11 protein-coding genes are annotated in these 12,428 nt (G+C 43.3%); 4 read left to right on the forward strand and 7 right to left on the reverse strand.

Going from position 1 to position 12,428, the window contains the following annotated elements; genetic code table 11:
• The first annotated feature begins 115 nt into the window (after positions 1–115).
• Positions 116–907 (forward strand): SDR family oxidoreductase, encoded by a 792-nt coding sequence (locus tag CA600_RS25885; RefSeq protein ID WP_094874043.1) that lies wholly within the window; start codon positions 116–118, stop codon positions 905–907.
• Between the two features lie 86 nt (positions 908–993).
• Positions 994–1,962, forward strand: coding sequence for an S-layer homology domain-containing protein (locus tag CA600_RS25890; RefSeq protein WP_094874044.1), 969 nt, complete (start codon positions 994–996; stop codon positions 1,960–1,962).
• A gap of 385 nt (positions 1,963–2,347) precedes the next feature.
• Here the strand turns inward: CA600_RS25890 and CA600_RS25895 are convergent, their stop codons facing one another.
• On the reverse strand, positions 2,348–3,094 hold the full coding sequence (locus CA600_RS25895; protein ID WP_094874045.1) for a hypothetical protein: 747 nt from the start codon (positions 3,092–3,094) through the stop codon (positions 2,348–2,350).
• A gap of 165 nt (positions 3,095–3,259) precedes the next feature.
• Here CA600_RS25895 and CA600_RS25900 point away from each other — a divergent pair, with 165 nt between their 5' ends.
• Positions 3,260–4,318 carry a UvrB/UvrC motif-containing protein gene (locus CA600_RS25900; protein WP_256990016.1) on the forward strand — a complete coding sequence of 353 codons (1,059 nt, stop codon included), beginning with the start codon at positions 3,260–3,262 and terminating at the stop codon, positions 4,316–4,318.
• A 116-nt stretch (positions 4,319–4,434) separates the two neighbouring features.
• Here the strand turns inward: CA600_RS25900 and pbfA are convergent, their stop codons facing one another.
• The 6 genes from pbfA to CA600_RS25925 are packed head-to-tail and all read right to left on the reverse strand — an operon-like array spanning position 4,435 to position 11,129.
• Positions 4,435–5,790 carry a (R)-1-hydroxy-2-aminoethylphosphonate ammonia-lyase gene (pbfA, locus tag CA600_RS25905; RefSeq protein WP_094874046.1) on the reverse strand — a complete coding sequence of 452 codons (1,356 nt, stop codon included), beginning with the start codon at positions 5,788–5,790 and terminating at the stop codon, positions 4,435–4,437.
• A complete protein-coding gene (gene phnX / locus CA600_RS25910) occupies positions 5,780–6,595 on the reverse strand; it encodes a phosphonoacetaldehyde hydrolase (protein ID WP_094874047.1) in 816 nt (271 codons plus the stop codon). Before phnX ends, pbfA begins: the two co-directional genes overlap by 11 nt.
• The gene (phnW, locus tag CA600_RS25915) at positions 6,592–7,686 is read right to left on the reverse strand and encodes a 2-aminoethylphosphonate--pyruvate transaminase (RefSeq protein WP_094874048.1); all 1,095 of its coding nucleotides are present in this window, start codon (positions 7,684–7,686) and stop codon (positions 6,592–6,594) included. The genes phnX and phnW overlap by 4 nt, the downstream gene beginning before the upstream one ends.
• Before the next feature lie 28 nt (positions 7,687–7,714).
• Positions 7,715–8,716 carry an extracellular solute-binding protein gene (locus CA600_RS31585; RefSeq protein WP_218832797.1) on the reverse strand — a complete coding sequence of 334 codons (1,002 nt, stop codon included), beginning with the start codon at positions 8,714–8,716 and terminating at the stop codon, positions 7,715–7,717.
• A gap of 48 nt (positions 8,717–8,764) precedes the next feature.
• Entirely contained in the window at positions 8,765–10,384 is a 1,620-nt protein-coding gene (locus CA600_RS31590; protein WP_218832798.1) for an ABC transporter permease subunit, read from the reverse strand.
• Entirely contained in the window at positions 10,377–11,129 is a 753-nt protein-coding gene (locus CA600_RS25925; RefSeq protein WP_094874049.1) for an ABC transporter ATP-binding protein, read from the reverse strand. The genes CA600_RS31590 and CA600_RS25925 overlap by 8 nt, the downstream gene beginning before the upstream one ends.
• A gap of 209 nt (positions 11,130–11,338) precedes the next feature.
• Here CA600_RS25925 and CA600_RS25930 point away from each other — a divergent pair, with 209 nt between their 5' ends.
• Positions 11,339–12,100: a DeoR/GlpR family DNA-binding transcription regulator gene (locus CA600_RS25930; protein ID WP_094874051.1), complete on the forward strand. Its 762-nt coding sequence runs from the start codon at positions 11,339–11,341 to the stop codon at positions 12,098–12,100.
• Positions 12,101–12,428 lie beyond the last annotated feature (328 nt).

Below are 12,428 nucleotides of genomic sequence, written 5' to 3' on the forward strand. Positions count from 1 at the left end.
CATAGTAATACATCCCTCCTTGTTGTTCCACCCTCCTACTAAATTGGTTAAATCCAGCTGTGCCGGGTATGTAATTACTAAGTTAAGAAGTCTAACGCCAAGGAGGAAATTCATCATGTTAGATCAACGTTTGCAAAATAAAGTTGCAGTAGTCACAGGCGCAGGTTCTGGTATCGGAAAAGCTACCGCCATACGGTTCGCCCAGCACGGAGCTACGGTGTATATGCTTGATCGGACCCCGGAGGAATCCTACGAAACTAAACGTGAAATTGAATCCATTGGGGGTACAGCTACAGTTATCGAATGCGATGTTTCCAATCCAGGTCTTGTCGAAGAAAGTATTCGTAAGGTTGCGGATGAGGCTCAAAAGATTGATATTATTTTTGCGAATGCCGGCATTAATGGTACATGGGCTCCAATCGAAACACTAGAAATCGAAGATTGGGACCAGACGTTAGATACCAACCTACGCAGTACCTTTGCCACAGTAAAATATGCTATCCCCCATATGAAAGAAAATGGCGGCAGCATCATTATCACTAGCTCTATTAACGGAAATCGAGTGTTCTCGAACATTGGTGCTGCTGCGTACTCCTCTTCCAAGGCTGGACAAGTCGCTTTTATGAAAATGGCTGCGTTAGAGCTGGCGCAATACGGTATCCGCGTAAATGCGGTTTGTCCTGGATCGATCGACACTCAAATTGGAGATAATACGGATAAGAGCGATGATCTTCAAGAAGTGAAGATTCCTGTAGAATTTCCGAAAGGCAATCATCCTCTGGAAAATGCGCCCGGTAAACCTGAACAAGTAGCCAATCTAGTATTATTTCTCGCCTCGGATGAGTCTTTCCATATCACAGGAACTGAGATCTATGTAGATGGTGCCGAGTCACTCCTTCGCGGATAACGTTTTACTTGAATCTTCATAATATTTTAAATGACCTGCAACATTTTGGTCTAATCTACCATCTAAGAGTATGGAGGTGACGCATAGTGAAGAAATCATTATTCATAAGTAATGTCAAAACAATGACGATAGCCTGCGGTATTCTAGCAGCAAGCCTGTCATTTGGAGCATCCGCTTTTGCTTTTTCGGATTTGAAAGGTGATCCTGCGGAAGCAAAAATTAACTCCCTGCATAAAGAGGGAATTATAAATGGAGTAGACAGAGATAAGTTCGCGCCTAAATCTAAAGTAAGCTTTGCCCAAGGCATTCAGTTCATCGTTGGTGGTCTGAATCTGTCTCCGAAGCCAGAGGCGGGTAACAGCTCATCCAAAGCCAGTGATTATTTTGATAAGGTGAACGACAAATCCTGGTATGCTTCAGCCTTCCTGACTGCTAAGCAAAATGGTCTTTCACTTGATCGAACAGTAGATCCTAACGGAACCATCACCCGTGCTCAGTTCGCTCACTTATTGACGCAAGCACTGCAAAGTAAAGGTAACTTCCCGGTTACACTGATGTATGTAGACATTAAGGATGGCGATAAACTTTCTACAGAGGTTATAAATAGTCTCCAGATCCTGCTGAATACGCATATCGCCACACTCGATAAGAACGGTAATTTCCGGCCAAATGATGCCATTACCCGCTCGGAAGCAGCCGCTCTAACCTACGATGCAGCTGCTTTTGCCAAACGCGTAATTGTGTCTAATGGCAGCCCTACTACTCCAACCTATGAGACTGAGGTTACATTAACCAAAGCGGGTGAAGGAGTAAATAAGGCTACGCTGACCGTTAACAACTTACCGCATCCAGGATATGGACTAGTGATTGAGCGAATCGAATTTGGCAAAGACAAGACCGCTGTCATTTATTTTAATGTGACTGCTCCTGAACCAGGAAAAATGTACGCACAGGTGATCTCAAAAGCATCTGTTGTCACTTATCTGCCAGAGGGATATAAAGCGATCGCTAAATCGGTATCCGGAACTACATCTTCTTCTAGCGCTACGCAATAAAAGGTATATATAGATTGAACTTGAGATTTTAGAATTAAGGGTCAGTCGCAGCTACAGTGAATATTTGGACTTCCAGCCGCTGTTGTCTCCAGATTTTCTTGATTTGTACCGCTTATAGTGGTTGAAATCCGGAGACAAAGGCGGACGCTATCACTCCTACAGTTCCAAAATTCCCTTCCCTACTCCATTCCCTTTCCTCAGGTTTCTAAGTTCATTTTATAAACAAACAAGGGGGTGCTTCAAAAGCCATAAAATGGCTGCTGAGACACCCCTTGTTTGTTATTTATTTCCCTCCATACACTTAACCCAAGCTCTGTTTTATTTATCACATATTTGGACTTCTAAAGGACTCATAGTCGCTATTGGCATAAAAAACCTCTACTTCTCAGGGTGTCCATTGATCATGAATAATGCCTACTAGAGCATGATCCTCTCCAATCTTCTCAAAAACTAGGCGCAAGCTGCGCCAGTCCATCCCCTCCACTGAAGGATCGATGCCAGCAATATGATACTCGACGAAATCGTATTGATCCTTGGGATACACTTCGTTTAGGTTATTGATTGTCGTCCCTTGCCCAAGTCCCTTATTCACAGCAGTCTCAGCCATCTGCATAAAGTCCGCATCGTAGACAAATCGCTTGTAGTAATCTGCAAATGTCATCTCAATTAAATCACCCGTGCCAGCAAATGTCCGCCACACCCTTTTGGTGGAATCATTCATTAATCCTTCTACTTCATCCCTGGTGAATACAAGATCCTTCTTCGTATCCACATGTGCGTATGGAGAAAAGCGTAATCCTTTCTCCCCATGAACCCAGGCCGCCAACTGCTTCATATCCTTATTTTTAATTGACCTTATGACTGTCGTCGCAGCTTCCTCTACAGTTGGCGGAAGTCCCTCCTGATCCAGTGGCTGATCCGTGCTTGATGGCTCCGTCTCCTGTAGTGGCTCCGTAGTAGCCGCTGGTTGTGCAGCTTGCGTCTGCTCTGGCGTTTGCTCTGGCATCTGCATTTGCGTCTGCTCGGGGGTCACCTTCGGTTCCGTTCCCGCTTCCGGCGTTCCACTGCATGCTGCAAGCCATAGCATAGCTGCTATCAGCGCGAGCCCACCTATATTTCTTGCGAAGTACATTAGATCCCTCCTTATCATTGATTCTCTATTCTTCAGACTGATTTGAACAAATGAAGGTTGCAAGCTTATACTAAAACTATTAATAAGATCTTGATTGACGGAGGCGTTACTATCGATTTATCAGAGAAACTAAAGAGCCTTCCCCTGACTCCCGGCGTGTATCTCATGAAGGATGGCCTCGGCCATATTATATATGTGGGTAAGGCGAAACAGCTGAAACGAAGAGTAAAATCCTATTTTCAAAACTCGAAGTCTCATTCCCCAAAGGTAAAACAGCTCGTTCGCCATATTAAAGATTTGGATATTATCCTTACAGATACCGAATTTGAGGCTTTTATGCTGGAGTGCAAATTAATTAAAGAAATAAAGCCCATGTACAATAGAAAAATGAAAAATCCACAGGCCTATACGTATATTGTAATAGGAACGGATGATAAAATGCCTTCGTTAGATATAACTTATGATCCTGCTGTCCATAAAGGTAACCATATTTGGGGTCCCTACACAAGTAGAAGTACCGTGGAAAGAGCCGTGCAAGGCATCAAGGAAAGCTCAAAAATCCTTTGCAGCAATCCAAGCTTCAAAAATTCTTTATGCCTAAATCATTCGCTTGGCTTATGTATAGGGATGTGTGCAGGCGGCGATGCTGCCGTTCAATATAATACAATCATTGATAAAGTCATTGCCCTACTAAACGGAACAGATTCCAGCCTCCTTGTGGAGATGGAGCAGCAGATGACTGAAGCTGCAGAGCAATTTGACTTCGAAACCGCCGCCAAATATAGGGATTACATCGGAGCCATCAGCTTCCTGAATCATAAAGAGAAGGTTATTGAATTCGCTGCAGAGAATCAGAATATCGCAATCCTTGAAGCCATGGATGAACAAACGCTTAAACTCATATTGCTCAAAGGCAATCGCATCCTGGCGCATACTAAGCTTGAATACGATCAACCCGATATTACTCACCTGCAAGCCGTTATAACATCAGCGATTGTAGATACTTTCCGCGGTGAACTTAACCAGGCCCCGGCAGCAATTACTCGCCATGAAATTGACGAAGCACAAATTATATACAGCTATTTAAAAAGCAGCTCCTGCAGCTATATCATCGTGCAAGAGAATTGGCTTGCAGCCGAAAGTCCTCCCCGTCTAGACATTGCGGTGGACGAGCTGTTGCGTATCTTTTTAAATGCTGCTCCAGCCCATTTGTATAATTTTTAATTCTAGATATGGGTCTTGACTACGACAAAGGCGGGCGTTAACGCCTTAAACGACAAAACAGGTTTCTCCCCCCATGTACGGAGCGGAAGAAACCTGTTTTGAAGCTTGCCTATCTCTCAGCTATATTTACTTAATCCTTCATCCAGAAGATTAATTGCAAAAGTTAATTGCTCTTCAGACACAATAAGCGGAGGATGCCAAGTGATGCAGTTCCCTCCAGCTAATTTAAAAGAAAGCCCATTCTCCAAGCAATAATACAGGACCCGCTCAGCTAATTCCTCATTCTTCTCTTTAGTGTCTCTGGACCTCACAAGTTCAATGGAGATCAGCAGTCCAGCAATTCGAATATCGCCTATGCAAGCATATTTAGACCCTAGAGCCTCAAGCTTTCCTCTTACGAATTCAGACCGGTTGATGCATTGTTCCTGCAGCTTCATGTCATCCATGTAATTGATGGTGGCACAGATCGCCGCACTTCCTAACGCGGGTTTCTCATGGGTATAGTGACCCAAAGAAATATCCGCCGCACAATCATATTGCGTTCTGGTAAGCACCGCCGCTTGTGGGATCACCCCTCCGCCTAACCCTTTTCCGAGCACGAGAATATCCGGTTCGATCTCGAAATTCTGATGGACGTAGAACCTTCCGCTTCGCATTAGCGCTGTTGGAATTTCATCAAAAATCAATAGGATTCCATATTCATCACATATTTTTCTTAATCTTGTGAAATAAGATATAGGCGGGATATGCGTATCCGTCGCCCGAATAGGCTCAAGTAAGATCGCTCCAATCTCTCCTTCATGCTGAATCATATACTCCAGATAGTCGAGGCAGAAGGTAGAAACTATTTCATGAGAATGACTTCCCAGCAGGTTGCGGTATGCATTAAAAGGAATGGCTTTCAGCATTCCCGGCATTTGCGGGCCCATGTCCTTTTTAAACACGTATTCTCCTCCGGCAGCGATCGTGTCCAGTCCCGCGCCATGAAAGGACTCCCACATGGAGATGACCTTATGCTTCCCTGTCCATTTGCGAGCAATCTTAAGGGCCAGACCTACAGCAGCACTTCCGGAAGGCGTAAATAATACTTTATAGTCCTTTGAGGTCGTTTTGTTGATTAAAGCTTCCGCAGCTTTCACCGCAATATCTGCCGTAAATCTTCTTGGAATGAACGGTAGCTCGTCGAGCTGTTTTTTCACAGCTTCAGTTACGTAAGGATTCTTATAGCCAATCTGATGAATGCTATTTCCATGAAAATCAAGATATTTGCGTCCATTCACATCTGTGATATAACATCCCTCAGCATCTACGATACTGTTCAAGCACGGCGTTGACATGGATTGACGCATATATGCACGCTCGTCCGCTTCGATCCTGTCTACACTCACAGCGCTTAACTGGTTCATCCACTCTTTCCGCAAGGGGCTAAAGTTAATGTCACCTTCTCTTTGTAGCTCATGATTATCTCGCATAAGGTCTGATTCCTTGAGAAATCAGGACATTGATTCGCCCAATCAGCTGAGGCAGCTCACTCATCGATTGAATCGTAAAGTCTGCCCCGTTTTGTATAAAAGAGGTCTGTGTCGCAGAGATCACCGTCTCCTTCTCCACATCTGAAAGTGCATTAAATTCATCCTCGCTTAAGCCCATTTCAGAGCTTCCAATGATTACACCTACGGACCAGACGCCTGCATTAACACCTTCTTGAATGTCTGAAATCGTATCGCCTACCTTAACAACCTTCCATGCTGCCGATAACTTTAAAGCTTCCATATTATGATAAATCATATACGGGTAAGGTCTTCCCAGTGAATGTGTTCCATCCGGAGTGATTACATAATCAGGCTGATAGCCCTTTCGAGCGGCATTCGGAATCACAACATCCATCATGGACTCTGTATATCCAGTGGTCGAGCCAATCTTCAGCCCTTGATTTCTCAAGACTTGAATAGTTTCAATGACCTCCGGAATCGGATCAGTATATTCGGATAAGGATGCCATCAGGGCCGGTTCGAATTCAGCATACAGGTTCTCTACATCCTGTTCAGTAAAAGCTCTGCCATACTTTTCTTCCCACATGGCACCTACTCTTGGCATGGATAACATCGCACGTATATGATCTATTTTCAGCATCCCCATAGGGGCTCTAGCTTCCTGCATCGTAACTTCAATCCCAGCTTCCCGAAAAATATCAAGGAACACATTCACCGGTGCAAAGCAGCCAAAATCTACCGCTGTTCCTGCCCAGTCCAGAATTACGCCTTCGACTTGATTCATTGTGTCATTCCTCCCATGTATGCTTCGATAATATTACATAAGTTCTGAATATCTTCTTCGTAAATCTCACCAATATTCCCAATCCGGAAGGTGTCGTGCTCCGTTAATTTGCCTGGGTAGAGGACGTAGCCTTTTTCTTTCACATATTCATAGAAATCTTCAAAGCTGAATGTCTCATTCGGAAAAAGAAAGGTGGTTATAATAGGAGACTGCTTATCGTCTGTGATATACGCCTCTATTCCTATTCTCGCAAGTCTTTCTCTCAGTACGCGGTTATTATTCTGGTATCTTGCTGCCCTTGCAGGAATACCGCCTTCTTCAATGAGTTCTTCAATCGCTTTCGAAAATGCAGCCACTACATGGGTCGGAGATGTATAGCGCCATTTCCCATCCGCATCCATCGCCTTCCATTGATCGTATAGATCTAGTGATAGACTACGTGCATTCCCTTTACAGGTGAGCAGCTTATCCAGCTTGGCAATGACAAACCCAAATCCCGGAACACCCTGAATACATTTATTGGCGCTGCTGATTAAATAGTCAATTCCAAGCCCAGGTACATCAATCTCTATTCCACCGAAGCTGCTCATCGCGTCGATAATTAAAGTTTTATCGTACGCTTTTGCCAGTTGTGAAATCATCTCAAGCGGGTTTAGAATCCCTGTCGTTGTCTCGCAATGCACCATCACGATATGGGTAACGGCTGGATCCTCTTCAAGAATCCCTCTAATCTCTGCTTCTAGGGGGAATTCATTATATAGGGCACTATGCGCACGATAATGAAGTCCAATATATTCAGCCATTTGCACGATACGTTCCCCGTAGGCACCATTTGTAATAATCAGAAGCTTATCATCGGCTGATACCGCCGTAGTCAGCACGGATTCCACTGCAAATGTTCCGCTGCCTTGCATAAGAACAGCTGTGTATTCTTGGTTCGTTGCACCTGCCAAATCCAGTAGGCTCGATCTGATCTGTTGCGTAATGTTCTTATAGTCCTGGTCCCAAGTACAACGGTCAAAGAGCATTTGCTCTTTGACCGTGTTAGTAGTTGTCAATGGACCGGGTGTCAGCAATTTATAGTTGTTCATGGCCCTTCACTCCTTGTTCTAATCTTAATTATTTCGCTTCTTTAAAGAATTGCTGATGTTGCTCCAGCAGTTCCACAGTCAACGGCTTAACAAATTTCATACTGTGTGCAGGTTTATGGATATCACTAACCGTTTCATCTTTATAAAGAGCTACTGGGTAATTTGTAATTAAGTCTTTTCTAGCATCTTTAATAATCGTTTCTGCCATTTTCATAGCCAGCTCTGTCGTTGCATCGTCTTTTTTCACCACGGCTACGGATTCTGTAAGTGAGAAGTTGCCTTCTGTCGGATCTACATAGTCAATGGGTGCGCCTTCTTCTTTAGCTAGTACTGCCTGATGACGAAGTCCAAATCCTGCAGCTACTTCTCCTGCTTTTACCTTTTTAATCGGACCGGAACCGGAGCTTTCCAGATGTGGGCCTACATTAGCAACTAAATCATGCAGAACCGTTTTACCTTCTTCTTCCCCGTATTGCGAAATAATCGCCTGAACCAACAACCATCCTGTCGAAGAGTCCATAATGTTCGGAACAGATACCAAGCCTTTAAATTCTGGTTTTGTTAAATCCTTAATGGACGTTGGCATCGCCAAGCCCTTATCTTTAAGCACCGCTGTGTTTACAAAAATAGCACCGGTATTCGCCAAGATTGGCGTATAGTAAGCTGGATAGGAGTCTAGCGCATTCGTCGTAAACGATAGATCTTTAAACATCTTGTGTTTCTCTTGCGCACTTTCTACAAAATAAGAGCTCATCGTGATCAGGTTAGCCTCAATTTTGTCTCCCTCTGCCATCAGCTTTCCACCCAGCTCAGAAGTACCCAAGGATTGAAAGAGATATTGCCCTTCATACCCCGCACCTTTTAGCGCAGACTCCATAGAGGCTACAGCTTCTTCATCCGCATTGGTCAAAATCACTACTTTACTCGCATCACCCGATGCTTTATTTCCGCAGCCTGCTAATGTAAACACCAAACTCAAAGCCACAATAGACAACATGATTCCCTTGATTCCCTTAATTCTCTTAGACATAAATTCTCCCTCACTTTAACTGGTTTTTTTTTATATAAAAATCGTTAATCAACGAGAGTTTGATTGCCGTTTCTGGAGATAGTCACCTAGGAGCTTAATGATCAGGTTGGTGCAAAAGATCAGGATGGATAGGACAAACACCTCATTAAATTTGGCGAAATGCTGCAGCTCTTTTATTTTGCTCGCAACTACCGAGGTTTGAGCAGTCACTAGAAAGATAATTCCGCTAATCGTCACCATCGCATTGATAAAATAGTAGCTGACCATCTCTATCACCGTGGATGCTGAGTTCGGTAGAATAACCCGGCGGATCGTTTTCAGCCAACTATCACCTAGTAATTCAGCAGTGGTCTCCCATGATGGGTTCATTTTTGCCAAAGAATTCTTAGCCATTAAATATGGCGTTGTAAAATAATGGACAAGCGTGCAGAGCACAAGAATCGTAAAAGTCCCCTTGAGACTGCTGTTATTAAACAGAAGTAAATACGATAGACCAAGGACCATACCTGGCACCGTGTTCGTCACCATCGATAGGATGTCGAATGTCGCTTTCCCTTTTACAGGCGTACGCACATTGATCATAGCCGCCGCATAAGCCACGATCGTACCTACAATTGCCGTCAATGCTGCTACCAGCAAGGAATTTTTATATACATTGATCAAATCGCTTGATTGAAAAACATCCACAAAATGTTTGAACGTAAATGTTAGATCATAAGGATAGCCATTCATCAGCGGGGCAACGAACATGACAGCGAATACCGCCAGCAGCCCGATTAGAATCACGGATGAGATTAGTCCAAGAACCGAATCTCTGCCTTTATTCGGGATCATCTCGATTTCAGTCACCTTGTCATAATGGAAATTGAATTTTTCAAGATACGTTAACAACACAACCCCGAACGCCGCCGGTATTAACATCAGTACAGCAATAACTGCCCCATTGTTGAAATCCGGTATAGCCCCAAGCATGACCTGATACAGCTGAGTAGCAACCACGTTATACGTCCCCCCCACCGATGCAGGGATCCCAAAATCCGTGAAACTTAGGATAAAAGAAAGTACAAACGCCCCTCCCAACGTGCCCCACAAAGGCCGAACGATGGTGTTCATGAAGCTTCGCAGCGTCCCATCCCCCATAAGCTTGGATACGACGATGAACTTTTTATCAATGTACTTGAACGAATTATGAATCAGCAGGAAAGCAGAAGGTAAGGTATAAATTACGTAGCCTATCAATAGACCATTAAATCCATAAATCTCGAATAAATTCCGTCCGAAGATTCTAGTAATCAGCCCCTGGTTGCCAAAAGAGTACATGATCGCAAATCCATAAGTAATTGTAGGCAGCAGCATCGGGATTAGAATTCCAGTTCTAATAATGCTTTTTAACGGGCGATAGATTCTTGTACAGTGGATAGAATAGGCTAGGATAAAGGCTAGAACCGTCGTGATCATTGCCGTAACACCAGAGACCTTCATACTATTTCCGATGGACTCTCGAATCTCTTGATCTGCCAGAATGGTGAGATAATTGGATACCGAATAGCCTTGACCCGTCTCAAACGAGCGGATGAATAACACAGTCAGCGGCAAAATCAGAAAAACAACAAATAACAATACAATGGGGATAAAAATGATCCGCATTTCCGGTTTGGCTTTAGGCATAATGCTCACCGAACAGGTTATAAATATTTTCCCGTTTCACTTGCAGTTGCCCCAGAATAAATTCTTTTACAAAATCATTGCTAGGCTGTTGAATGATCTCTTGAGGCGTTCCGAATTGGGCAATATGACCTTGATTAATGATGAGAATTTTATCCGACAGGGTTAACGCCTCTTCAGGGTCATGGGTGACGATAATCGTCGTAAGCTTATATTCTCTGGCGATGGATTTAATCCGGGCTTTAATAGATTCCTTGATGATTCCATCCAGTGCGCTTAGAGGTTCATCGAGCAGTAATAATTTGGGCTTCATTACGAGCGTTCTTGCCAAAGCCACCCTTTGCTTCTGCCCACCCGATAGAGCGCCGATCTTCTTCGTTAAATGCGGCTTTAATTCCAGAAACTCGATATACTCCTGAAGCTCATGCTCCGACGTTAATCCTTTTTTATTTTTCAGACCATAAACGATATTCTCGTAAGCATTTAAGTTAGGGAAGAGCGCATAATCCTGGAACACTATATTAAATCCGCGTTTCTTCATGGGTACATTGCTTAAATCTTGATCATTAAAAATGATTTGCCCCTGCTCCATCTTAGCCAATCCCAAGATGATGTTTAGCAAGGTGGTTTTGCCACTCCCGCTGGGGCCGAGTAAGGAGACAATTTCCCCTGCTTGGATGTCTAGACTAATATCCTCTAGAACAACCTTGTTATCGTAATGCTTGCTTATGTTTTGTAATTTAAGCAAAGGTTCCACCTCCTCAAGTACAACCTCAGTATAAAGAGGTTTTGTTTTTGAGGATAAACAGTTACGTAAAATGTATGTAAACTTTAAACAAGTTGTGACTACATTATAATCATATTATGACTAACTTACAAAGGAGTTGTTGCCACCCTATACTAATCCCTTTATACTTCAACTATCGAAAGCGATATAAACTTTGAATGGGTGATTACATGTTTCCACTGGAAAGACAAAAGAAAATCATAGAAATCTTAATGTTCAAAAAGGTTCAGAAGCTGCCGGAGCTAGCAGAAGAGCTTAATATTTCTATCGATACCCTTCGCAGAGATATCAACCTGCTGGACAAGCAAGGGAAGATCAAGAAGATTTATGGTGGAATTAAACTGGTGGAATCGGAGTTTGCTGAATCTCCAATGGATGCACGAATGGTCGGTCACTTAGAGGAAAAGAAAATGATCGCCCAAAAGTGCAGCGAATATATCAACGATGGGGATTGCATCTATCTGGACAGCGGCTCTACCACCTATCAGATCGCCAAATATATCAAGAATAAAAAGAATCTCACGGTCATTACGAACTCCATTCCTGTGGTAAACGAGCTGATGAACAGTGGGGTTGAGCTTATTATCATTGGCGGAAAGGTCCGACTAAATGAGCAGTCTGTTATTGCATATGATTATCTGTTTAATTTCAGTGAATTAAATATCCTTAAGGCTTTTATTTGCGCAAGCGGCATTACCCTTGAAAAAGGCATCTCCGACTATAATCTGGAGGAAGCCCAAACGCGCAAAAAAATTATCGATCTCTCCAAAGAAGTTTATGTTGCCGCTGACCATACTAAATTCGGGAAAGATGTGACCATCGGTATCGCCTCACTCGATAAAATCGGGTACATTATTACCGACCGTAATATAGATCGAAGCTTCCTGCAGAAGTTTAAACCTAAACGCACGAGCTTGATTATTGCGGAATAATAGCTTTATCATTCTGACGATCACAAACGTACGTAAATAACGCTTCTCCCGATATTCGAGAAGCGTTATTTTGCATGTTTGCTCAAGCATCATTTTCTCCATGCCGCGATACACACTCTCCGAATCAGAAAAGCGATACCCTCATAGACCATTAGGGAATATGTCCCTATAATTCAGTGATTTTTGCGCTGCAGACTACTAATTAGGGAGAACCTCCCTATAATTCAGCAGATTCGTTAGCAAATTTAGAAATCACCCCAATTTTTAGGGACGAATTCCCTTATTCCATTGATTTTATGCAATTATCGGCTATTTTCAGGGAGGTTTT

This window comes from Paenibacillus sp. VTT E-133280 (assembly GCF_002264385.1).
In the GTDB taxonomy this organism is placed as follows: Bacteria; Bacillota; Bacilli; order Paenibacillales; family Paenibacillaceae; genus Paenibacillus_AQ; species Paenibacillus_AQ nitricinens.

Excerpts from the sequence above, each read along its gene's own strand:
- CA600_RS25885 (WP_094874043.1), top strand. The coding sequence starts at position 116 with ATGTTAGATCAACGTTTGCAAAATAAAGTTGCAGTAGTCACAGGCGCA.
- phnX (WP_094874047.1), bottom strand. The coding sequence starts at position 6,595 with ATGAATCAAGTCGAAGGCGTAATTCTGGACTGGGCAGGAACAGCGGTA.
- CA600_RS25930 (WP_094874051.1), top strand. The coding sequence starts at position 11,339 with ATGTTTCCACTGGAAAGACAAAAGAAAATCATAGAAATCTTAATGTTC.
- CA600_RS25900 (WP_256990016.1), top strand. The coding sequence starts at position 3,260 with ATGAAGGATGGCCTCGGCCATATTATATATGTGGGTAAGGCGAAACAG.
- CA600_RS31585 (WP_218832797.1), bottom strand. The coding sequence starts at position 8,716 with ATGTCTAAGAGAATTAAGGGAATCAAGGGAATCATGTTGTCTATTGTG.
- phnW (WP_094874048.1), bottom strand. The coding sequence starts at position 7,686 with ATGAACAACTATAAATTGCTGACACCCGGTCCATTGACAACTACTAAC.
- pbfA (WP_094874046.1), bottom strand. The coding sequence starts at position 5,790 with ATGCGAGATAATCATGAGCTACAAAGAGAAGGTGACATTAACTTTAGC.
- CA600_RS31590 (WP_218832798.1), bottom strand. The coding sequence starts at position 10,384 with ATGCCTAAAGCCAAACCGGAAATGCGGATCATTTTTATCCCCATTGTA.
- CA600_RS25895 (WP_094874045.1), bottom strand. The coding sequence starts at position 3,094 with ATGTACTTCGCAAGAAATATAGGTGGGCTCGCGCTGATAGCAGCTATG.